The organism is Maribacter thermophilus (genome assembly GCF_001020565.1).
Taxonomy (GTDB): domain Bacteria; phylum Bacteroidota; class Bacteroidia; order Flavobacteriales; family Flavobacteriaceae; genus Maribacter; species Maribacter thermophilus.
In genome coordinates, this window is the sequence record NZ_LDAS01000001.1 from 1,478,255 (window position 1) to 1,500,368 (window position 22,114).

Genomic DNA, 22,114 nt, shown 5'->3' on the forward strand with positions numbered 1-22,114 from the left:
TAAGAACTAGCTCCAATAAGCTAATTATTATTAATTCTACTTTTCAAAACACCCAAAAGTTTTGCCACTGAATGTACTGTTTTGAATACAGTTTAAAGTTCGGTTAATCCGTTTTTTTAGATTAGTGTAAAATTTGGACTGTAAAGACATTGTGGTTTTCTATTTGCACCGTTGAAAAAAAGGAACACCGAAGGTAATCCGTACCAAAAAGATAGCACCACATACATTACGGCACTCTTTTGCCACCCACTCGATAGAAAACGGTGTTGGTTTAAGGTACATACAAGAACTATTGGGCCACACAAAGCCAGAAACAACCATAATCTATACACATGTTGCACAAAAAGATCTATTACAGGTACGAAGTACGCTGAACATTGTCGTAAAAAAAATAACGACACCCGCTAAGCGAGAACAAAATGTCTCGATAGCCCGGCACAAAAAAGGATAAAAGTGTAAATTAGGGGTGATATAACAAGTTGTACGCAAGCTGAAAAAAGCCACCCCACGTTCAAGCACATTTGGTTTTTGCCAAAGCTCAATAGCCAACGCTGAAAAACCAAAAGAGCTTTCACTTCCCCACCACCACCCGAAAATATTTTGACCAACTTGATATATAAACTGCAAATTATTTTTACATTTGCTAAAAATAGGTCAAGTCATAATTTGATTAAATTATAAAAATGGCAAGTTTCGGACATTACATAAAAACGGAAAGAGAAAGGCGAGAATGGACACAAACTGAATTCGGTGCGAAAATCGGAATTAATACAAGTGCCATTAGTCGAATTGAAAACGGAAGTCAAAAATTCAGTAAATCAAAGCTGAAAAAATTGGCTGAACTATTTAAAACCGACTTGCAGACCGTTACGGATTTATTCTTTGCTGACAAATTTGCAAGAGAAGCCTTTAAATATAAATGTTCAGAATCCATTTTTACAGTAGCAGAAGATACAGCCAATTATTTAAGAAATACGAATTCCAAACAAGGAACATTCAACTTTGAAAATGAGTAAAAAATATAACGTAATAGACCTATTCTGTGGTTGTGGAGGTCTTTCTCAAGGATTTATTGAAGCGAACTACAACGTAATTCTAGGAATAGACCATTGGAAAGATGCAATTGAAACTTTTAACTATAACCATAAAAATTCAAAAGGAATTGTTGCTGACTTGCTAAACCTAGACCCTCAAGAAATAAAGACAAAATATGATATTGAAAGTGTCGATTTAATTATAGGCGGTCCACCCTGTCAAGGTTTTTCTATTGCTGGCAAAAGAATCATTGATGATGAGCGAAACCAACTTTACAAATCCTTTCTTCGATTTGTAAATTATTTCAAACCCAAAGCATTTGTTATGGAAAATGTTCCTAACATACTTTCAATGGGCAATGGTGCTATCAAAAATCAAATTTTAAAGGACTTTGAAGATATCGGATATAAAATAACTTATAATAAACTATTAGCATCTGATTTTGCCGTACCTCAGAATAGAAGGAGAGCTTTTTTTGTTGGCTTAAAAGATAGCTTGGAGTTTGAATTTCCGAAACCAACAACAACTGATAATAAAATCACGTCTGAAGAAGCCATTTCCGACCTGCCAAAAAATAGTTTAGAAGATGGATGTCAATATCCCATTAATCCAAAAAGTGTTTTTCAAAGAGAAATGAGAAATGGGAATAAGGTAGTTTTCAATCATCAAATCACAAACCATAGTGAAAAAACGGTTGAAATTATTGCTATGGTTCCAGATGGAGGTAATTACAAAGACTTACCAAAAGAACTTCACGAAACGAGAAAAGTAAATATCGCTTGGACTAGACTTAATAGCAAAAAGCCGAGTTTTACCATAGATACTGGTCACAGACATCATTTTCATTATGAATTTAATCGTGTTCCTACAGTTAGGGAAAGTGCTAGAATTCAATCATTCCGAGACGAATTTATTTTTTGTGGTAGTAAAACAAGTCAATATAAGCAAGTAGGTAATGCAGTACCGCCATTATTAGCTAAAGAAATAGCTTTAGAAATCAAAAAATATTTATGAGTAAGCCTTTAAAATATAAAATCCCTGACGAATACTTCTTTAGGCTTCATCACGTTAGACCTCGCTTCAAAAATGATGTTGAAGAGGTTTTACTTTATGTTGCAACTTCTATTTCGGAAATGCCAATATTGGACAAAGAAGTATTTAGAGATGAATTAAATAAAGTTCTTTTTGGCTTCAAGAAAAATTCCACATCTACTCAAAAAACAATTGACAATTGGAGAACTGAAATATCAGCATTATTTGGTTTTATTCAAGAATCTAACGGAAAACAATATCCTGGATTAACTGCAAAGAGATTAGCCAATAATCAATATTTGGATGAATTTTTTAATTACTTCTTGTTCAGTTTTCAATATCCAGGAGGACATATAAAACCTCAAAATGTAATTAAACAAATTGAAGCTGGTGTACGATTCAAACCGTGCCAATTCATCTTACAACTTCTTATTGAAGGAGAAAAAATATTAGGCAAACCTTTTAGTTTCACCGCAGAAGAATTAACTCAATGTGCATATTTTGATTTAAGAGTTACCCGGGATGGCAGACACCCAAAAGAAGTTGCTGAACTAATATTGTCCAACAGAAATCAAAAGATTGAATATGAACACAAGTATGAGCAACTAAAAAACTCTAGAACTGGAACTTATCCATCCAGAGGTGATGTATATCGCTATGCAGGAGATATTTTAGATTATATGGTGTTGGCAAATTTGTTACAGCATAAAGGTACAGGTTATTATTATTACCTAAATGATGAAAATAAAGAAGCTATCAATTTTCATTTGAAAAACTCGGTTTGGTTTAATGAGTATGACCAATTCTATGATAAAGAATCAATTACAAATCCTGAGGTTAGTTCTCTCGAAGAATTATGGTTTGATTTTGTTAATAGCTTTGATGAAATAGAAGAATTTAAACCTCAATTAGATTCTAATGAAGTTGAAAGCATTTCCGCTTTGATTCAAGAGTATTATTCAAGAATGACTGGAGATGCTAAAGTTCCAACCAAAATTTTTGGAGACTACGGAGAAACTTTAGTATTAGCTCACGAATATCTACGAACCAAAGAAGGTTCAAACAGACAACATTTGATAAATAAAATTCCAACACCTTTAGGAGTTGGATATGATTTACAAAGTATTGAGATTGAGAAAAAGAAAAGATATATAGAGGTTAAAACCACAAAATCGAGAAAAGCCATCAATAGCAATCGATTTAAGTTGACCCCCAACGAATGGGATACAGCTGAAACACTAGGTGACAATTACTATGTTTATTATTTGGTCATTAATGACTCTGGAAAAAACATATTTATCATTAATAATCCTGTAAAGGAATATGAAAAAGGCAACTTAAAAGTTGATAAAAATTTAGTAGTAGAATTTTCAAAAGAATCTGGACAATGGCAAGAGTTAATGGAAATAAGAAATTAAGGGCTGCATCATTTTTTTGTGGTTGTGGCGGTATGGATTTAGGTCTAACTGGTAATTTCAGTTATCTGAATAAAAACTACCCTTCCCTGCCATTCGAGGTAGTATATGCTAACGACTTTGATAAATATGCTACAGAAATTTACAATGATAATTTTGAACATAAATGTATCACTAAAGACATCAAGGATGTTACAATGGCTGAAATTCCCGAACACGATATTCTTTTGGGTGGTTTTCCGTGTCAGTCCTTTTCGATTAGTGCACAAAATCCGCCAAGATTAGGTTATAAAGACGAAAGAGGTATGCTATTCTTTGAAATGGTCAAAATTCTTAAAAAGAAACAGCCTAGATTCTTTATCGCGGAAAATGTAAAAGGAATTTTGTCTGCCAATAAAAAGAAAGCGTTTCCAATGATAATCAAAGAGTTTGAAAAAGCTGGTTATCACGTAAAATATCAGCTTTTTAATGCGTCAGAATATGGTGTTCCACAAAAGCGAGAACGAGTTTTTATAATTGGGTTCAAGAATTATGAGGACTTCGTTTATTTTAATTTTCCCAAACCAACCACTTTGAACGGCTCAAAAGTTAAATTGAAAGAGGTAGTTGACAAAAAAGCTAATAAGGATGAAAAATGGTTCTTTAGCCAACGTGCGGTTGATGGAATGATGAGAGTACAAAAGAAAATGAATAAGGGAAGAGACCAAAACTTGGAAGAACCTTGCAATACAATTAGTTCGCATCTTGCAAAGGTCAGCCTGAACAGTACTGACCCTGTTTTAAAAATTGACGGTAAATACAGGAGATTCACACCACGGGAAGCAGCAAACATTCAATCTTTTCCTGACAATTTTAAATTGGATTCTGTTTCTGATGCTAGACAATATCGAGCAATTGGAAATGCTGTTCCACCAGTATTAATGTGGCACATAGCAAATTCATTAGGACAACTTATTGAAAAAGGTATAAAACAAGCCAACCCTGAAAGCCATACACATTTGCAGTTCGCACAAGCCAACGCTTCACCAAAAACTGCAAAAGAGTATGTCTTTTCCAACGCTGATAAAAACGAACTGAATGAAAAAAAGCCAGCGTACAACATTGTATAAAAATAATAGCGGTTTAATCGTTAAAATGAAAGTGAGTAAATAAAAAAAGGTCTGTATTTATCTGAAAAATAAGTGCTTCAAAATCCGCTACTATTCTTATACGAGACCGTTGGCATTAATTAGACAAAATGATTAACAAATCAAGTTTCACATTAATACTTCTACTACTACTTTCGTTTACTACGAGAGCCCAACTATTAGTAGATGATGAAGAATTTATAGCGGAATACATAATTGAAAATAATATCCCGGGACTAAGTATTGCAATAGTCGAAAATTCTGAACTAGTTTATTCGAAAGGATTTGGGGTAAAAAATAGCTCAACCCAAGAAAAAGTTACCAATGAAACTTTATTTCAAGCAGCCTCACTAAGCAAAAGTCTAACAGGGGCCTTAATTTTAAAAAATGTTGAAAAGCAAAAAATCAACTTAGATACCCCTGTCAACAGATATTTAACCAATTGGAAACTTGAATCCAAAAGTAAGGGAAACAAGTTCGAACCAACCGTTTTTCAATTGTTAACGCATACTGGAGGAACTAACATTCACGGATTTCGGGGATATAAAAGCACAAAAACACCACCAGATTTGTTATCGATTCTAAACGGTGAGGTATTTCTTGAACCTAAAATTGTTGTCAAGAAAAAACCTAATACCGAATTCGACTACTCTGGTGGAGGATATGTCGTATTACAAAAAGCTCTGATTGACATCAACAATAAAGGTTTTAACGAACAAATGAATGAAGAGATATTGCAACCTTGCGGAATGGTTTCAAGTTTTTATTCGGTCAATCTAAATGAATCACAGCTGAGTCAGATTGCAATTGGTCATAAGAAAAATGCTACTCCCTTAGAATCGGATTATTTTCTATATCCTCAATATGCAGCTGGAGGATTATGGTCTACACCATCTGAAATAGCAAAATTCTTAATAGCAATCCAAAACTCAATTAACTCGGATAATACAGAGAACTTATTATCAAAGCAAAGTATAAAGAGGTTGCTCGAACGACCTACTTTAGAAACCGGAAAAAGACCAACTTATGGATTGGGGTTTGGTTTTAAGATAGACTCAACAACGAATGAAATTATTTCGTTGCGTCATAGCGGAGCAAATGTTGGATATAGTTGTTTTATGGAAGCTAGTAGAGATGGAAAATATGCATATATAATTATGAGCAATCGGGACTTTGCCAAGTTATCGGGCATAAGACAAAGAATATTGGACCATTTAAAAAATAACTAATGCCAACACAACCTATAAACAATACGGGACTTTGGGCTGGAACGAAAGGTTTGCGTATTATTATGAAGTCCGCAAAATCTTTTGGATTTTGCTCTGGACAGGAAAAAATAAATCAAAACAAAAAGATTTCGCTATGTGCGTGGTGGAAAGCAAACGCCAGTTTGCTCCCGTACTGTTCATAGCTAAACCGTTACCTGCAAGCCAAACCGAATGAAAAAAACAATGATTTATGCAATAATTACTTTAATTCTGATTTTCGCTGTTTGGATTATTCTAAAATCTTTAACTAATAAATTTGGCAAAGATATTAATGAATTTTACGAACCCTTCCGAAAACAGAATAGTGATTCATTTTTGGGTGATGTTGATTTTTCTGATGGCAATTATGTTCTGTATATTAAACACAAAGAATTAGGAGAATTTGCTGTAGTTAACAAAGAAAGCCTAAAAGCAAATAGAGATTCTTTGAAAGTTAAGGTTAGTTGGGCTAACTATCTTCCTGGAGAAGGAAACAGAAGTTTTGGGGTAATGCTTTTTAAGGATAATAAGCTAATCAAAAGAAGAAATGGAGGAGTATTCAAAATTTTTGAGATAGGAAATTTAAAACAAGGTTCTGTTTCCGTAAAGGAACATAGATTAAATGCTGTTAAAAGAGATATTCAAAACAGAATCGATTCACTTAATGCAAGTAAAAATATCTTTATAATATCCCAATCCGATTTACCAAAAGAAGACAAAGAATTTCATTTTCGTATTTATTTTCCAAGTATTGCTGTTCCAGTCACACGAGGAAAAGATGACAATGGTTATCAAAGAATATTAACCATAAACGGGATTGATTATTCCGAATGGCAGAATGGAAAAGACAATGGTTTTGATGAAAAGTGGACAACCCAAATTGATAAGTGTATCAAAATGAAGGCTGGAGGAATAACTGACTTTGATGTATCCATATTAAACGGAACATTGTCAGACGCCTACTTATTTGATGTGAGCCAAGACTGGGGAGAATTACATAGCACTGACCATCAAATTTTATACTTGAAAGATTTTATGTATTATCACTACCAAGCATATATTGGTGCAAATAAAGAAGATGCTGAAAAATTGCTAACAATAGATTATAGCGATTGTATCAGCGAAACCGACCGAAACCGACCAAAGCTCATAGCCAAAATGAAAGACTTGGTAAAACAAAGCACCAAGCCAAGTTTATCTGTAGAAAAAGGAGAAGTTGGATTATCTGATTATAAAGATTCTGTTACCAAAAGTAAAACACTTTATGAGCAAAAATATCAGCTTAATTGGTTAGAAATTGAGAATGAGCCAGCAGGTAACACGGTGTATAAGTAATAGCGGTTTAAGTTATAAGAACGAAACTGTAAATATAAAATAAAGGTCAGTATAAAACTGAAAGGTTTGTGAGTAGAAAACTGCTACTACTTATACACTTGACCGTTGGCGGTAATAAGAAAAAACCATAGAACAAATTAATAACATATGAAAATATTAAAGAAAATAGGAAAGTGGTTTTTGATTTTACTGGGAGCAATTGTTGCGTTTATTTTAGTTGTATTACTAATAATTCGAATCAATAGTTCTGGAAACGAAGAACCTTTTTTAGACGAAAACGGTAATGTTCTTCCGAATAGTATCGCTATGCACGAGGATATGACAATCAATGGAGTACCTCAAAGGATTACCATAAGAGGAAAAGACAAGAATAATCCCGTACTACTAATAGTTCACGGAGGACCAGGCGCACCAATTTTACCTGTAATTTACAAATTGACAAGAACTGATTTGGAAGATATTTTTACGGTTTGTTACTGGGAGCAAAGAGGCTCTGGGCTAGCTTTTAATGATAGCATACCTGATTCATCCATTACCTTATCACATATAGTTGATGATGGTTTGGAACTATCCAATCATTTAAAAAAGACGTTCAAAAAAGACAAAATTTACATTGAAGGTTTATCGTGGGGAACAGCGGTAGCAGCTTATATGGTTCAAAAACAGCCTGAATTATATCACACCTATATTGGTAGTGGTCTTATGGCGAATCTATCACTTTCAGAAGAATTATCTTATGAATTTGCAATGTCAGAATCCCAAAAACACAATGATACCATTTCAATCAATCAATTAAAACAAATTGGAAGACCACCTTATGTTAAAAACTCAAAAAATTCAGTAACTGAAGCCTTTGAAATAGAACGAAAGATTGTAATGAAGTATGCACCGATAAAATTAGAAACCGATTTTAATTTTATTAAAAGTATGTTTTTAGATAATGGATTAACGTTTAGCGAAAAATTTACTGATATGATAAATAGTCCTGAATCCTACTATCCTGCAGCTAAAATTTTACAACCTACTGCAATCAATATGAATTTAATGCGTGATATTCCTGAATTGAAAGTGCCAGTTTATATATTACAAGGAGACAATGACCATTTTACCGAAACGTCAGTAGCAAAAGCGTATTTTGATTCACTTATTGCGCCATCTAAAAAATGGTTTTTATTTGAAAACGGAACACACGGAGTACAAGTTGAATATCCTGAAAAATATCGTTCAATTTATATCAATGAAATACTTGGAAAATAATTACTACCGCCAACACCGTATATAATTTATTGCTACTTCTAGCCTACTTACGAAAATCCTTGCGGATTTTCTATTCGGTTTTTATTTACTAAATTATGTGCTTAAACACGCAACAAACCATATACAAACACGTTAGCAACAAGCTAACAAACCCATAATGAACAATGAAAAATTCTTTTTTCGAAAGCACATACAATCACCCTAATATTAAAAAAGAGGATTATAAAAACATTATGGATGCCCACACCAAAGTTGAGTTTTCAAAAAATGAAATCATACTTAATGAAGGTAAGATTAGCAACGAATATTTCCTAATTAAAAAAGGTTTGTTTCGTTCATTTGTTATTGACTATAAAGGCAACGAAATTACGACCGGTTTTTTTGGCCCTAATGATATTCTCATTGAAGTAGCTTCTTTATTTCTTCGTATACCTTCAGAAGAAACCATTCAGGCATTAACGGACTGTGAAGTCTATAAAATTGAATTCAACGATTTCCAGAATTTATATAGAACCATTGAAGGCTTTACCGAATGGGGGCGCAGCTGGATGTCCCAACAACTTTTCATGGCAAAACACCGTGCCGTCACTATGCATACGCAAAGTGCCTCACAACGATATTTAAATCTGATTCAAGAAAAGCCCCAAATTATTAAAGAAGTACCCTTAAAATATATTGCTACTTATTTAGGGATTACCGATACTTCTTTGAGCCGGATAAGAAAAGAAGTGTTATCTCAAACAGAGAACTTGCCATAGGACAAGTTTTTATTGACTTGCTTTTTTCACTTTTGTAATCATAACAATTTAAAAGATTTAAAAGATGAAAAAATTTAATCCCGTGGTGTGGTTCGAGATTTATGTAAACGATATGGATAGGGCCGCAACGTTTTACGAAAAAGTACTTCAAGTTGCGTTAGAAGATATGAGCGATCCAACAGATTCATCTGTACAGATGAAATGCTTCCCAAGTGATATGGAAAATTACGGTGCAGCTGGTGCTTTGGTAAAAATGGAAGCCGTAAAACCCTCAGCCAATGGAAGTCTCGTTTATTTTGGTTGTGAAGATTGTAAGGTCTTAGAAAATAGAGCATCGGAAAACGGGGCCGAAGTTATTCAACCCAAAATGGCTATTGGGGAACACGGATTTGTTTCCATTATTAAAGATACAGAAGGGAACTCCATTGGATTTCATTCGATGAACTAGAGAATATTAAATGACTCTAAATGACCAAAATAATATCCAGTCCCAATTGTGGCAATTCGCCCAAAATGGAATTTTTAAAACAGTTTAATATTGCCTTTGCCAAAGGCGATATAGCCTTTTTAATTGAAAATGTTACGGATGATATAGTTTGGAACATTATTGGCGACAAAAAATTAGAAGGAATAAAAGCGTTTACGGAAGAATTAGCAAAAATGCAATCTGTAAAAGCATCTAATTTGATATTAAATCAAATCTTATCCCACGGTAAAGAAGGTGCAGCAAATGGGGTAATGACAATGGAAAGTGGAAAACAGTATGCATTTTCTGATTTTTATCTGTTTCAGAGTGCTAAAGGAGAGAAATTAAAAGAAATAACATCATACTGCATAAAATTATAAAGATGAAAACCATTTTTGACCCAAACATCAGACTACAGCTAACCAAACGAATTGAACAAATCAATGCAGACAGTAAAGCGCAATGGGGCAAAATGAATGTTTACCAAATGATAAAACATTTGAATATTTGGAATCAATGGGTGTTAGGTATTGATAACAATATACCTTATAAACAAGACTTTCTTGGTAAACTTATTGGAAAAATGGTCTTAAAGGCCAACACCAAAAACGACAAACCAATGGGTAAAGGTGCACCAGCAGGTTCTAACTTTACCATCAAAGAGAAAAATGGAGATTTTGAGAAGCAAAAACAAAAATTGTTTGATTTAACTGAACATTACGGGCGCTATAACAACCCAGATTTTATTCACGGTTTTTTCGGTAAAATGACCAAAGAACAAATTGGAATTTTCGCTTATAAACATTATGATCATCATTTAAGGCAGTTTGGAGTTTAATAATAAAAAATGAATGAAACATAACGAAGAAAGCCAGTTGCCAACAAATAACTGAGGTAAAGAACAAGTAAATCCTTCCTTAATCTGAGACAATACTATTCTAGGCCCTTAGATTCTAAAATCAGGTTCTTCGGGCTTTTTTATTCGATTCATCTTCTATTTATCTAGGCAATACCAAAAACATACGATTCATCGTACCGCCTACCGGATTGTGTATCAGTTCACCAATTCCAATTATTAACAATAAAGGCCTCTATTGCATCTAAAAAGAAAAGCAGGGTCAGCCCTGGAAAATGAAATAAAATGAATTACAAGGTGTCTTTTTGCGCGAAAACGTAATTTTCATTGCGCATTGGAAATTCAATAAAACAATGACGCACTTGACCTTCATGAGCATCCTCAGAACTTGGAAAACATGATATAATCAAAGTCAAACATTGATGTGTACCTCATTTGCACCTCTAACTCCCCTACCCCTAATATTTATTAATGTTGATACTTTCTGCATCGGGGGAAAATAAAGACATAAAAAGAATCTATTTTTAAACCACGTCGCAAAGCCTTATGTTGAATCCCAGACACAAGTGGTATCTTTGTACAAGCAAATTCGACGTCACCATTTTTAAATACAACCTTTAAAAAAGGGAATAAATTGATCAATACGGAAATACTTAAATTTAGAAAGGAGCTTCACGAAAATCCTGAATTATCAGGATTTGAATACGAAACCGCCAAGAAAATTCAGAGATTCATCAATAAGCACAACCCAACACATATTCTTGAAAATGTTGGTGGAACTGGCGTAGCCGCTATTTATAAATTTCCCAAAAAGGGGAAATCCATTACGATCAGATGTGAGCTGGATGCATTGCCAATACAAGAGGAAAACCAATTTGACCACAAATCGAAAAAAGACGGGGTATCCCATAAATGTGGACATGATGGTCATATGGCCATCGTTTCCGGATTAATTTTTTGGCTAAAAAACCAATCATTTAATTCTGGTGAAATTATTCTATTGTTTCAACCGGCGGAAGAAAATGGAAAAGGTGCCTACCGCATTGTTAACGACCCCAAATTTAAAAGTCTAAAAACCGATTACGTATTTGCGCTTCACAATATCCCCAAAGAACCGCTACACGATATCATTGTGATCAATAAAGGATTCTCTGCAGAAGTACAAAGTTTTATCGTAGAACTAAAAGGAAAAAAATCGCATGCATCAGAACCTGAAAATGGAAAAAACCCGGCATTGGCACTTGCCAGTATTATAACATCGTTATCGCAGTTGGAGGTAACAAAACCTGAAGATGAAAATTTTACCTTAATAACCCCCGTGCACATCAACATGGGGCAAATAGCTTACGGAATTTCACCGGAAAATGCGGAGTTGCATTACACCATGAGAACCTGGGACAAGGAAAACACCACTAAGGTAAAAGCCCAAATAAATACTCTTATAGCCGAAACCTGCCAAACACACCAATTAAGATATAAAATAGAATGGCTAGAATATTTTCCCGCTGCGACCAATGATATTGAAAGCAATAATTATATTGTAAAAGCGGCCAAAGAAAACAATTACCGCATTGTTGAAAGGCCCTACCCTTTTAAGTTCGGGGAAGATTTTGGCTGGTTTTCAAGGGAATACAAAACAGCAATGTTTGGCCTAGGGGCCGGTGTCGAAACCCCGGCTTTACACAATTCCGATTACGATTTTCCCGATGAAATACTGGAAACGGGAATAGCAATGTTCAAATCCATCGTTTCAAATATTCTGAAAGAACAATAACCCGGTTACCTCATATTATTCGCACCTTGTAAAAATTGTTTGCTCGAAAAATATTGTCGATTTTTAGTTTGGTATGCCCGCGCCGATCCATTGACAAACGACGCAATTGCCCATAAACCAAACCTTTCTAGATAAGGTAGGAATCGTTCTGAAATGAATCGGGGCATGAAATTTTATAATCGATATCTAATGGTTACTAACAGGCCATTGATGATGACCGATATAAAAAAACAAAAAACCATGCTCTGTTACGGCTGTATTTTAACAGGGTTTTGGCGCATAACCCAAAGTTTAACGTATTTTTATAACATCTGCCATTTTTTTTGACTTGGCTTTATATAAAGAAAATTTAACTAACATATGTAACACGTGCAAATGATGGTAACGAAACACCAAAATTTGTATAAGAGAATCCTTGGTTCTTATAAATTTCATTTTTTTAGTAGATGGGCAACACACAATCCATAGCAGTTTTACCCTTTGTTAATATGAGTAATGATGTTGAAAATGAATATTTCTGCGATGGAATCACTGAAGAAATTATAAATGCCCTAACAAAAGTAAATCAACTAAAAGTAATTGCAAGAACCTCTTCATTCGTCTTTAAGGGAAAAAATATAGACATTAGAAATATAGGCCAGCAATTGGGCGTAAATACGATTCTTGAAGGAAGTATCAAAAAATCTCAAGATCGGGTTAGAATAACCGCTCAGTTAATAGACATTGAAGATGGATCGCACTATTGGTCCAAAAGGTTTGATAGGGAATTGACCGACATTTTTGAATTGGAAGATGAGATCAGTCTTGCCATAGCGGACGAGGTGCGAAACAATTTTGGCCATTTCGAAATTCAAGATCATTTAATAGACCAGCCTACAAACAACGTTGATGCCTATCAATTGTACTTAAAAGGACGGTCATTTCAATTAAAATGGACCCCTGAAAGTCTAGAGCAGGCCATATCCTATTACAATCAGGCCATTGCCCTCGACAAAAATTACGCCAGGGCCTACTATGCCAATTTACAATGCTATGGGTTATCGGCAATGTGGGGGTATATGCCTTATGAAGAGGCTATGGAATCAGCTATAGGCAATTTACTCATAGCCAAGGAACTGGATACCTCGTTGCCAGAATACCCTCTCTCTTATGTAGGCCGATTTTTTTGGCAAGAATGGGACTTTAAAAATGCCTATATTCATATAAACAAGGTATTGGCCATAAACCCAGACCATATTGACGGTCTGGAAGCTATGGCAGAACTGTTCATTGCGCTCGGTTTTTTTGATAAAGCCTTAATATATGCCAACAAGCTCATAGAAGTAGATCCACTTTCTTCCAATAACCATTATACGTTGGCACATATTTACTATTACCAACGTAAATTTGACAAAGCCCTTGAAACCGTAGAGTATGCCCTGACCCTTAATCCTGAACTGGAGTTGGCACACCATTTAAAGTGCTTTTGTTTAATATGGCTGAACAAAAAGCAACAGTTTAAAAAATTTATACACAACACCCCGCTGATAGCGGAGAAACACCTATTGTTTGACCTCATCAACGATAAGCATATTGAAGTTCAGGACCCCATTATAAAAAACTGGTCGGAACAAGGTTACAACGAAACCACACTGGTGCCTTATGACCTGTTTATCTTAAGTAATTCAGGTCACATAGAATCGGGATTTTCCCGCCTAAAAGAGATGATCGACCAAAGACGAGGTCAGATCATAAACTACAGGCAAGAACCCTTTTTACAACCTTTGCACAAAGTAAAGGGCTTTACAGACCTACACGGTTCCAATTTGTCCCTTTCCGATATTACAAGCCCTCGGGCGGATGATGGGAAACCGATCGCGAACATCTTGGATGATGGCCAAATTGAAACCTTAAAAAAAGAATTGCTTAGTTATTTCAACGAGGAAGAACCTTTTTTAAATCCTCAATTAAGTTTAAAAATTGTTGCGGACGTTTTAGGGTTAAACACCAATAAAATGTCATTTCTGATCAATCAGGCGTTTAATGCGAATTTTAACGACTTTGTCAATTCATACCGTTTAAAGCATTTTAAAACCATAGCCCTAGACCCCAAAAATTCGCATTTGACCATTCTCGGGTTGGCCTATGACAGTGGTTTTAACTCCAAAAGTGTATTTAATACCTATTTTAAAAAAATAGAAGGTGTAACCCCTAGGGCCTGGATGAAGGCCAACCCTTAGTCGCACTTCATTAGTTCGTTTCAGATTATAATTTAGAACGATTGCCTGGCATATATGGCAAATCTTTGCATCAAAATTATTGATCAAAAAACGAACAATCATGCATCTATCAATTCTACCCTTCAACACGTATTCGGTAAACAGATTATCGGCAGCCCTTTTGTTGGCTTTAACCATATGGGCATCGTCGTGCTCAAAGAACGATGATGGCGATCCCCCGATAAGCGACTACACGACCCTTGAAAATTTATTGACCGAAATCGATTTTCAAGGTTACGCCATCGTTACTAAAAACGGGAGCGATGTCATACGCCAAGGTTTTGGATCGGCAAACAAAAACTCCAATTTACCACAGGGCTACCACCTTGCCTATCGCATAGGTTCCGTTACCAAGACTTTAACGGCCGCGGCTATAGTGCAACTAAAACGGGATGGTCTGATCCACGGTTTCGACCAAACTTTAGATGAATTTGACCCCGAATTTCCAAACGGCGACCAAATTACCATTGCCCAGTTACTATCGCATCAATCCGGTATTCCGGAGTACCAATCGGTGGTAGAACAAGCTTACGAAGCGGGATCGGTCTTGGACGAAGTAGATATTTATGAGCTTATTAAAGACCTGGTTTCTGAAAATGGACTCCATTTTACACCGGGTTCAAACAAGCAATATTGCAACTCAAACTATCTTATTGCGGCCTTATTGGTTCAGCAATTATCGGGTGTGCCCTACCATCAGTACGTTCAACAGAAAATTTTTGGTCCGCTCGGTATGGCAGATTCATTTAAGGGTACCGATGAAGTAGATGTTGACACCCACGCCCAAGGCTATTTGAACGGGCATGCCAACAGTACGTATCCCATGGGTATTGCCTTTGGTGCGGGCGACTTTAGCAGCAGCCCAAAGGATATGGAAACATGGACCAAGGCCGTAAAAACCGATTGGTTTACCGAAGCCGAAAAAGTAGAGCTATTTGCCCAAGATGTGCCCAGTGGATTTGTAGACTTTGGATTGGGATGGTTTACCACACAAGAAGGCAATACCACAATGTATTGGCACGGAGGCGATATCAATGGCTATTGGAGCATGATCGGCTTTATACCACAATACGATGCCACCCTTGTTATATTGAGCAATCAACAAGACGATACGGGATCACAACGCAATACCATTATCCAACAATTACTAACGCACGAATTCATTCAATAATAGAAAACGATTATAAAAACCATATACCCATGAAAAAATTACTATCAATTTTCACATTGTTCGCACTATTGGCGACAAATGCCTATAGCCAAGAAACAACCGAACAAGCTTTTGAGATCAAGGTCATCACCAGCGTCGAATCCATCGTTCCGAGCGGCTTGGGCCGATCGCGCATCATTTCGTCGAACGATGAAAGGGATTACGAACAGTTTACCTCTGCCCGAACCGAGAAAAATACAACCCGGAACAAATCAAAAAGAAAGGACATTAGACTTAAAAATTTTGAAGAGACCAAATTATTGAACCTTTTTAACCTAGGCGGAATTCGGTTTCAGAATATTGCGGCCAATGACGCCCTGATTGCTTCCAAATTGACGGCCATGGTTTCGGAAGGTTGGAATTTGATGTTCGTGACCAGCGCGGTGGAAAGCAATGCAGGCAAAGACGATGACAACGGAATTTTTATCACACGCTATATTTTTAAAAGAAGGCTAAACTGAAAAATGGCCCTATAAATCAATCGATAATGAAACATACCAACGTTTTATTGGCAGGTGCCACAGGATATTTGGGCCGTTACTTGCTAGAGGTGCTCACCGAACAACAAAACCAGGTAATCGCCATTGCACGCAACCCCGACAAATTGCAGAACAGCAACGAAAACTATTTGGAGGTAAAGCAGGCCGAGGTAACAAAGCCCGAAACCTTACGCGACATATGTAAAGGCGTACACACCGTAATATCAACGGTGGGCATTACCAGGCAAAAAGAGGGGCTAACCTATATGGACGTAGACTATGGGGCCAATATGAATTTGCTTAAAGAAGCAAAAAAGGCCGGGGTAAAGCACTTTGTTTACGTTTCGGCCATTAACGGCGATAAACATCGAGCTTTAAAAATTTTTGAAGCCAAGGAAAAGTTTGTCGATGCGTTAAAATCTTCCGGCCTAAACTACACGGTAATAAGGCCTAACGGTTTTTTCTCGGATATGAAAGATTTTTTACAAATGGCCAAATCGGGCCGGGTCTATTTATTTGGATCGGGCCATCAAAAATTCAACCCCATACACGGTGAGGATTTGGCAAGGGCCATTGTGGATTCATTGGACATGGACACCAAGGAATTGACCATCGGGGGCCCAGATGTTCTAAGTCTTAACGATATAGGCGAACTCGCCTTAACCGCATTGAACAAACCCATAAGAATCAGTCATTTACCCGAATGGACTCGAAAATTGACCCTCTGGTGCCTAAGAAATTTTACCAGTGTCAAGACCTATGGGCCCATCGAGTTTTTTTTAACCTTAATGGCAGAGGACAATATTGCCCCATCGTATGGAAACCAACATCTTAAGGATTTTTATTTGGCACAGGCCAAAAACCTTTAAGACCTTAAAGGTACTATAAATGAAAACCTCGGAAAAAATCGTTGTAACCATCGCAGTAGCCTACGCCGTCTTACATTTATCGGTGCTATTTAAATTGGTACCCCATACTATTGTTTGGGGCGGTAAAATAGCATCGATCCAGACCATTTATGTTTTAGAAATGGTGGCCTTGGTTACCATGCTGTTCTTGGCAATGGTTATACTAATGAAAAACAGAATTATTAAACCTATTTTTACAAGTAAGGCGATAAAGGGGATACTGTTCGTATTTGCCGTATTTTTTATGTTGAATACCCTTGGCAACCTTTTGGCGGAGACCAAAATAGAGAAAGTCCAAGCCCTAATAACCCTGTATTTGGCCTTTGTACTGTTCAAAACATCAAAACATATAGCACCTTTATGAAAATTCCTGATCCCACTACAGTTTTTCCTTTGGCCCATTATAAAAACCTTTGTTTTTTAAAAAGTTATATCAACAATCCCAATATCATTGTGGGCGATTACACCTATTACGATGATTTTGAGGACGTATCCAACTTTGAAAAAAATGTCAAATACCATTTTGATTTTATTGGGGACAAACTCATCATCGGCAAGTTTTGTATGATCGCTTCGGATGCCACCTTTATCATGAATGGCGGCAACCATCTCACAGAAGCCACAACGGCCTATCCGTTTGCCATCTTTGGGGGTGCATGGCAAGATGCCATGAAGGGCAAAAGCTATCCCTCAAAAGGGGATACTGTTATCGGTAATGATGTGTGGATAGGCCATGCCGCAACCATTATGCCGGGGGTACATATAGGCGATGGCGCCATTATTGCCACAAAAGCGGTTGTCACCAAAAATGTGGAGCCTTATACCATTGTTGGGGGAAACCCGGCGAAACCCATCAAAAAACGGTTTTCGGAAGATCGTATCGAAAAACTGTTGGCCCTTCAATGGTGGCATTGGAGTATTGAAAAAATTACCCAAAACCTAGATCTACTGACCTCAGGACCGGAGTCGCTACCATGAAATAAGAAAGAGTATCTTAAACAAGAAGAGACCTAAATTCCGGTAAGGCTTAACACGAAAAATGTTAAGCCTTTTTTCTTGGCACGCATGAAACACGACACTTTCCGAAAATAGCGGGAATACCTTTTGGCCACAGAGGCAAAAGGTTTGAAATCATAATTCAGGACGAAGCGCCCTTACTTACCACGTTTCTTTGCACCAGTAAATTCATTGTAAATCAAAAAACGAACAATTAAAAACAAATCAAAATGAAAAAACTGTTGATCATCGGCTTTGTCTTTTGCTCCTTGAACGTATGGGCACAGGGCAACAAGGAATCTTTAAGGAATAATGCTACGGATTATAAATACAGGGTCAGTTTTCCTGCAATTATCCTAAGCAATATTGGAAAAGGAGGCGAAAGAACCAATACCCAGCACATTGAGCTTCACGTAAAGCGCGAATTGGATTCTAAAAACATCATTGGCGTCAAACTTGCCACGTGGAGGCTATTTCAACCTATGGGCATTCAGTGGTGGGACGGACTTAAAGACAAAATAGATTCTGAAACGGAATTTTACCCTGGCTATCTGCGAGAAACGGGAATAGGAATATCGTATCAACGAATGCTGTGGAAGGGACTATTTGCCTCAGTGGAAGTTTTGCCCCAGTACAAGACCTATTTGGACCTGAACGATAAGAAAATAGCCAACGGTTTTAAGCTCTACACATCGTACCACCTTGGGTATCACATTGCTTTCGGAAAAAAGAAGCGCATCTTCGTAGAACCCCAGATTCATTGCCAAAATTGGATGTTTGACACCAATACTCCTGAAGAATTTAAACAATTGGACAATAAATGGAAATCTTATTTCCTGTTTGAACCTAACCTTTATGTGGGGATTAAATTTTAAATACAAATCAAATGCAATAAAGTTCTTATTTATAAATCGAGACGACCTGCTTCAATATGTACCCCAACTTTGTAACATCAAATTAAGAACAATCAAAAAACGAACAATCATGAAAACAATCAAGAAAAAATTTATCATTAAAATGGCGTTCATCGCCTGTACACTAATGTCTACAGTGGCATTTTCACAAAACAGTTCTACCGACCAAACCATATCGCAACGCAAAGGTTTTATGCTAGAAATAGGACTTGGAGGAGGTATTATAAGTATAGAGGATAGTAATGGCATACCATCTTTCGACGAATCGCAAGGTGCTATCAGTTTTCCCGAACTAAAGTTTGGTTATATGCTAAACGATAAGTTGGCCATTACTGCATCTACGCCCGGCATGATCTATGAATTTCAGGACAACGACAGACATTTCGGAGGCTTTATTCCATCTGTACAATATTGGGTAAAAGACCGGTGGTGGATTCATGGCGGCCTAGGCTTGGCAATTGACTCACCCGCACTTTACGACATAGAGGACAACGTGAACGATGATTGGAATTTTGGCTGTGCAGTTATGGCCAGCACCGGATACGAAGTTTATAAAAAGAAGAACTTTGCCATTAACATTCAGTCCAAACTAGTTATGGGAAGAGCTTTTCTAGAACAAGATGCCCACAGAGACGTTGTCACCTTTAACCTAGGGCTAGGGTTTAGCTGGTTCTAATTAAGCTATAAGAACAAACAGCACTAATTCCAACTTTTTAAAGAACAGTAAAAAAAGAAACTATGTTTAAAAAATACCGCATCGTGAAATGGGTTTTGACCAGTATGGCCATTGTATTTGCCATCATTATTATTACGGGTATATATATTGTAAGTTTATTACCACCAGACGATACTGCATTAATAAATAGTAAAGCAAGTGACATTGCTTATATCACAGAAAATGTACCAGCATATAGAGGAAAAATACTGGCTGTTGTAACCAGTACAGATACGATGGACGCCAGCGAAAAGAGCACCGGTTATGAACTTACCGAATTAGCAAGGGCCTATTATGTTTTTAAGGCCAACGGCTTTGATGTTGATATTGCCAGTCCCTTAGGTGGCCTCCCCCCAGTAGTTCTGGACGATGACGACATGGGCAAGTTCGATTATGCCTTTTTAAATGACGATATACCTCAAAATAGATTAAAGAACACATTGTCGTTAAAAGATGTAAATACCAAACTATATAAAGCCGTCTATTTTGTTGGAGGCAAAGGCGCTATGTTCGATTTTCCGAACAATATCCATATACAAAACTTAGTTCAAAATTTTTATTTTACGGACAGAGTTATCGGAGCCGTATGTCATGGCCCTGCAGCCCTAGTAAATATAAGGCTAAACAACGGAGAATGGTTTGTGAAAAATAAAAACGTAAGTGGTTTTACCAATAGGGAGGAGCTTTTGTTGATACCAAAAGCAGCCTCTATTTTCCCTTTCTTATTACAAGATAAGTTAATTGAACAAGGCGCAGAATTTAATGAAGGAACCATGTACTTGGAAAAAATAAGTATTGATGAAAATTTAATAACCGGTCAAAATCCGTGGTCGGTTTGGGTGTTGGCAGAAGCCATGGTAAAACAAATGGGATATACACCCAAACAAAGACCCATAACCGCCGAAGAAAATGCTGTTAAAGCCTTACAAGCATACGAAACCGGAGGACTAGAAAACTCTAAAACCGTAATCGAAGAAATAATCCATGAAAAAAAACAAATCGTTTCTAGAGGATTATTGGTAGACCATAGCTTTATTTCGGTATTGCAGGGCGATTTTATTAAATTTTATAATATGTTGCAACTGGCATCTTATGTAAAAGGATACACAATTAACCAATAGAATATGGCAAGACACTGTTTATAACTAGAGAACTATTAAAAACAATAAATTTCTACATATGAAAAACAACGCAATACTATGTCTGCTGCTTTTTATCTCAATATCTTGCCTCGGTCAACATACCATAGATGAAGATATAGAAAAACTGTTTAGGACCCAATTGGAAAAAGAATCGATTAAAAGTGCTTTTCTGCATATACATTCTAAAACCAACGGTATAGATATTCAATTAGCCGATAGTAAAATTAACTCGGAAGACTCTATCTCGACCAACAATCCCTTTTACACGGCCAGTATCACCAAAATGCTGACTGCCAGCTCCATTGGAATCTTACAAGACCTCGGTAAGTTGAATTTTGATGATAAAATAGTTGAACATCTACCAGAACTACTTACCGAACATCTGCATGTAATGGACGGCAAAGAATATTCAAAAGACATAACCATAGCTCATTTATTACAACATACTTCGGGTTTACCAGACTATTTCACAGATACCACCATTGATGAAAGCCCAAATATTATCAATCAATTACTTATTGATACAAATAAGTCTTGGTCCCCCCAAGAAATGATTCTATTCACCAAAGAAAAGATGAAACCCCACTTTGTTCCTGGCCAAGGCTATCATTATACCGATACCGAATATGTGCTTCTGGCATTAATAATTGAAAAAATAAGTGGTATAACGTTACATGAATTCTTTCAGCGATTCATTTTTCAACCGTTGGAAATGAATAGTTCTTATATCAATTTAAAATCATCACCAATAAATACCAACCTTAAAATAGCTGATTTTTATGTGGGCGATATAGAACTTTCCTCGTTCAAAAGTTTAAGTGCCGATTGGGGTGGCGGCGGCTTGGTATCGACCACACGAGATTTAATTCAATTTTTTAAAGCATACAATGAAGATAAAATCATAAAAAAAGAAACACGCCTACAAATGCAAAATTGGATGCATGAGACCATAGGTATGCAATACGGGTTTGGAATACGAAAAGTATCTTTTAAAGATCTGTTAAATATTGAAACAGACATACAACTTATTGGTCATACAGGTAGTACAGCTGCTTTTTTATGGTACTGTCCACAATTAGACACCTATGTCGCGGGCACCTTAAACCAATTGGAAGCTTCGAAAAGCACGCTAAACTTGGTATATGACATACTTAAAACAATAGAAAAGAAATCGTAGCAGGTACCCATCT

23 protein-coding genes are annotated in these 22,114 nt (G+C 36.4%); all 23 read left to right on the forward strand.

Annotation, left to right across the window (positions count from 1 at the left end; translation table 11 throughout):
* The first annotated feature begins 253 nt into the window (after positions 1-253).
* The 23 genes from AB657_RS17830 to AB657_RS06550 all read left to right on the forward strand — a co-directional run bounded on the left by AB657_RS17830 (position 254) and on the right by AB657_RS06550 (position 22,101).
* Entirely contained in the window at positions 254-451 is a 198-nt protein-coding gene (locus AB657_RS17830) for a tyrosine-type recombinase/integrase (RefSeq protein ID WP_232304907.1), read from the forward strand.
* 232 nt (positions 452-683) lie between these two features.
* Positions 684-1,016: a helix-turn-helix domain-containing protein gene (locus tag AB657_RS06440; protein ID WP_047245744.1), complete on the forward strand. Its 333-nt coding sequence runs from the start codon at positions 684-686 to the stop codon at positions 1,014-1,016.
* Positions 1,009-2,049 carry a DNA cytosine methyltransferase gene (locus AB657_RS06445; RefSeq protein WP_047245745.1) on the forward strand — a complete coding sequence of 347 codons (1,041 nt, stop codon included), beginning with the start codon at positions 1,009-1,011 and terminating at the stop codon, positions 2,047-2,049. The genes AB657_RS06440 and AB657_RS06445 overlap by 8 nt, the downstream gene beginning before the upstream one ends.
* Positions 2,046-3,485 carry a protein NO VEIN domain-containing protein gene (locus AB657_RS06450; RefSeq protein ID WP_047245746.1) on the forward strand — a complete coding sequence of 480 codons (1,440 nt, stop codon included), beginning with the start codon at positions 2,046-2,048 and terminating at the stop codon, positions 3,483-3,485. The genes AB657_RS06445 and AB657_RS06450 overlap by 4 nt, the downstream gene beginning before the upstream one ends.
* The gene (dcm, locus tag AB657_RS06455) at positions 3,455-4,591 is read left to right on the forward strand and encodes a DNA cytosine methyltransferase (protein ID WP_047245747.1); all 1,137 of its coding nucleotides are present in this window, start codon (positions 3,455-3,457) and stop codon (positions 4,589-4,591) included. Before AB657_RS06450 ends, dcm begins: the two co-directional genes overlap by 31 nt.
* 128 nt (positions 4,592-4,719) lie before the next feature.
* The gene (locus AB657_RS06460) at positions 4,720-5,838 is read left to right on the forward strand and encodes a serine hydrolase domain-containing protein (protein ID WP_047245748.1); all 1,119 of its coding nucleotides are present in this window, start codon (positions 4,720-4,722) and stop codon (positions 5,836-5,838) included.
* Between the two features lie 210 nt (positions 5,839-6,048).
* Positions 6,049-7,191 carry a hypothetical protein gene (locus tag AB657_RS06470; RefSeq protein WP_047245750.1) on the forward strand — a complete coding sequence of 381 codons (1,143 nt, stop codon included), beginning with the start codon at positions 6,049-6,051 and terminating at the stop codon, positions 7,189-7,191.
* A 147-nt stretch (positions 7,192-7,338) separates the two neighbouring features.
* The gene (locus tag AB657_RS06475) at positions 7,339-8,448 is read left to right on the forward strand and encodes an alpha/beta hydrolase family protein (protein WP_047245751.1); all 1,110 of its coding nucleotides are present in this window, start codon (positions 7,339-7,341) and stop codon (positions 8,446-8,448) included.
* 164 nt (positions 8,449-8,612) lie between these two features.
* Positions 8,613-9,206 carry a Crp/Fnr family transcriptional regulator gene (locus AB657_RS06480; protein WP_047245752.1) on the forward strand — a complete coding sequence of 198 codons (594 nt, stop codon included), beginning with the start codon at positions 8,613-8,615 and terminating at the stop codon, positions 9,204-9,206.
* Between the two features lie 64 nt (positions 9,207-9,270).
* Positions 9,271-9,654 (forward strand): VOC family protein, encoded by a 384-nt coding sequence (locus AB657_RS06485; protein WP_047245753.1) that lies wholly within the window; start codon positions 9,271-9,273, stop codon positions 9,652-9,654.
* 20 nt (positions 9,655-9,674) lie between these two features.
* Complete coding sequence (locus AB657_RS06490) at positions 9,675-10,052, forward strand: nuclear transport factor 2 family protein (RefSeq protein ID WP_047245754.1); 378 nt, start codon at positions 9,675-9,677, stop codon at positions 10,050-10,052.
* Positions 10,053-10,054: 2 nt separating this feature from the next.
* A complete protein-coding gene (locus AB657_RS06495; RefSeq protein WP_047245755.1) occupies positions 10,055-10,510 on the forward strand; it encodes a DUF1569 domain-containing protein in 456 nt (151 codons plus the stop codon).
* A gap of 652 nt (positions 10,511-11,162) precedes the next feature.
* Positions 11,163-12,302: an amidohydrolase gene (locus tag AB657_RS06500; RefSeq protein ID WP_047245756.1), complete on the forward strand. Its 1,140-nt coding sequence runs from the start codon at positions 11,163-11,165 to the stop codon at positions 12,300-12,302.
* Positions 12,303-12,790: 488 nt separating this feature from the next.
* Positions 12,791-14,521: a tetratricopeptide repeat protein gene (locus AB657_RS06505; RefSeq protein ID WP_232304853.1), complete on the forward strand. Its 1,731-nt coding sequence runs from the start codon at positions 12,791-12,793 to the stop codon at positions 14,519-14,521.
* A gap of 100 nt (positions 14,522-14,621) precedes the next feature.
* Entirely contained in the window at positions 14,622-15,731 is a 1,110-nt protein-coding gene (locus AB657_RS06510) for a serine hydrolase domain-containing protein (protein WP_047245758.1), read from the forward strand.
* 29 nt (positions 15,732-15,760) lie between these two features.
* Positions 15,761-16,231, forward strand: a complete 471-nt coding sequence (locus tag AB657_RS06515; RefSeq protein ID WP_047245759.1) for a hypothetical protein — start codon at positions 15,761-15,763, stop codon at positions 16,229-16,231.
* A 26-nt stretch (positions 16,232-16,257) separates the two neighbouring features.
* A complete protein-coding gene (locus AB657_RS06520) occupies positions 16,258-17,118 on the forward strand; it encodes an SDR family oxidoreductase (protein WP_047245760.1) in 861 nt (286 codons plus the stop codon).
* A gap of 19 nt (positions 17,119-17,137) precedes the next feature.
* Complete coding sequence (locus AB657_RS06525; RefSeq protein WP_047245761.1) at positions 17,138-17,521, forward strand: hypothetical protein; 384 nt, start codon at positions 17,138-17,140, stop codon at positions 17,519-17,521.
* On the forward strand, positions 17,518-18,135 hold the full coding sequence (locus tag AB657_RS06530; RefSeq protein ID WP_047245762.1) for a CatB-related O-acetyltransferase: 618 nt from the start codon (positions 17,518-17,520) through the stop codon (positions 18,133-18,135). The genes AB657_RS06525 and AB657_RS06530 overlap by 4 nt, the downstream gene beginning before the upstream one ends.
* 248 nt (positions 18,136-18,383) lie before the next feature.
* The gene (locus tag AB657_RS06535) at positions 18,384-19,028 is read left to right on the forward strand and encodes a hypothetical protein (protein WP_047245763.1); all 645 of its coding nucleotides are present in this window, start codon (positions 18,384-18,386) and stop codon (positions 19,026-19,028) included.
* A 109-nt stretch (positions 19,029-19,137) separates the two neighbouring features.
* Complete coding sequence (locus AB657_RS06540; RefSeq protein ID WP_047247845.1) at positions 19,138-19,743, forward strand: hypothetical protein; 606 nt, start codon at positions 19,138-19,140, stop codon at positions 19,741-19,743.
* A 62-nt stretch (positions 19,744-19,805) separates the two neighbouring features.
* Entirely contained in the window at positions 19,806-20,903 is a 1,098-nt protein-coding gene (locus AB657_RS06545; RefSeq protein WP_047245764.1) for a DJ-1/PfpI family protein, read from the forward strand.
* Positions 20,904-20,961: 58 nt separating this feature from the next.
* The gene (locus AB657_RS06550) at positions 20,962-22,101 is read left to right on the forward strand and encodes a serine hydrolase domain-containing protein (protein ID WP_047245765.1); all 1,140 of its coding nucleotides are present in this window, start codon (positions 20,962-20,964) and stop codon (positions 22,099-22,101) included.
* Positions 22,102-22,114: the final 13 nt, after the last annotated feature.

What these genes read in the sequence shown, in the direction of transcription:
- AB657_RS06475 (WP_047245751.1), top strand. Translation starts at nt 7,339, where the DNA reads ATGAAAATATTAAAGAAAATAGGAAAGTGGTTTTTGATTTTACTGGGA.
- AB657_RS06485 (WP_047245753.1), top strand. Translation starts at nt 9,271, where the DNA reads ATGAAAAAATTTAATCCCGTGGTGTGGTTCGAGATTTATGTAAACGAT.
- AB657_RS06460 (WP_047245748.1), top strand. Translation starts at nt 4,720, where the DNA reads ATGATTAACAAATCAAGTTTCACATTAATACTTCTACTACTACTTTCG.
- AB657_RS06495 (WP_047245755.1), top strand. Translation starts at nt 10,055, where the DNA reads ATGAAAACCATTTTTGACCCAAACATCAGACTACAGCTAACCAAACGA.
- AB657_RS06525 (WP_047245761.1), top strand. Translation starts at nt 17,138, where the DNA reads ATGAAAACCTCGGAAAAAATCGTTGTAACCATCGCAGTAGCCTACGCC.
- AB657_RS06510 (WP_047245758.1), top strand. Translation starts at nt 14,622, where the DNA reads ATGCATCTATCAATTCTACCCTTCAACACGTATTCGGTAAACAGATTA.
- AB657_RS06520 (WP_047245760.1), top strand. Translation starts at nt 16,258, where the DNA reads ATGAAACATACCAACGTTTTATTGGCAGGTGCCACAGGATATTTGGGC.
- AB657_RS06550 (WP_047245765.1), top strand. Translation starts at nt 20,962, where the DNA reads ATGAAAAACAACGCAATACTATGTCTGCTGCTTTTTATCTCAATATCT.
- AB657_RS06505 (WP_232304853.1), top strand. Translation starts at nt 12,791, where the DNA reads ATGAGTAATGATGTTGAAAATGAATATTTCTGCGATGGAATCACTGAA.
- AB657_RS06450 (WP_047245746.1), top strand. Translation starts at nt 2,046, where the DNA reads ATGAGTAAGCCTTTAAAATATAAAATCCCTGACGAATACTTCTTTAGG.
- AB657_RS06490 (WP_047245754.1), top strand. Translation starts at nt 9,675, where the DNA reads ATGACCAAAATAATATCCAGTCCCAATTGTGGCAATTCGCCCAAAATG.
- AB657_RS06480 (WP_047245752.1), top strand. Translation starts at nt 8,613, where the DNA reads ATGAAAAATTCTTTTTTCGAAAGCACATACAATCACCCTAATATTAAA.
- AB657_RS06515 (WP_047245759.1), top strand. Translation starts at nt 15,761, where the DNA reads ATGAAAAAATTACTATCAATTTTCACATTGTTCGCACTATTGGCGACA.
- AB657_RS06445 (WP_047245745.1), top strand. Translation starts at nt 1,009, where the DNA reads ATGAGTAAAAAATATAACGTAATAGACCTATTCTGTGGTTGTGGAGGT.
- AB657_RS06440 (WP_047245744.1), top strand. Translation starts at nt 684, where the DNA reads ATGGCAAGTTTCGGACATTACATAAAAACGGAAAGAGAAAGGCGAGAA.
- dcm (WP_047245747.1), top strand. Translation starts at nt 3,455, where the DNA reads ATGGCAAGAGTTAATGGAAATAAGAAATTAAGGGCTGCATCATTTTTT.
- AB657_RS06535 (WP_047245763.1), top strand. Translation starts at nt 18,384, where the DNA reads ATGAAAAAACTGTTGATCATCGGCTTTGTCTTTTGCTCCTTGAACGTA.
- AB657_RS06530 (WP_047245762.1), top strand. Translation starts at nt 17,518, where the DNA reads ATGAAAATTCCTGATCCCACTACAGTTTTTCCTTTGGCCCATTATAAA.
- AB657_RS06470 (WP_047245750.1), top strand. Translation starts at nt 6,049, where the DNA reads ATGAAAAAAACAATGATTTATGCAATAATTACTTTAATTCTGATTTTC.
- AB657_RS06540 (WP_047247845.1), top strand. Translation starts at nt 19,138, where the DNA reads ATGAAAACAATCAAGAAAAAATTTATCATTAAAATGGCGTTCATCGCC.
- AB657_RS06545 (WP_047245764.1), top strand. Translation starts at nt 19,806, where the DNA reads ATGTTTAAAAAATACCGCATCGTGAAATGGGTTTTGACCAGTATGGCC.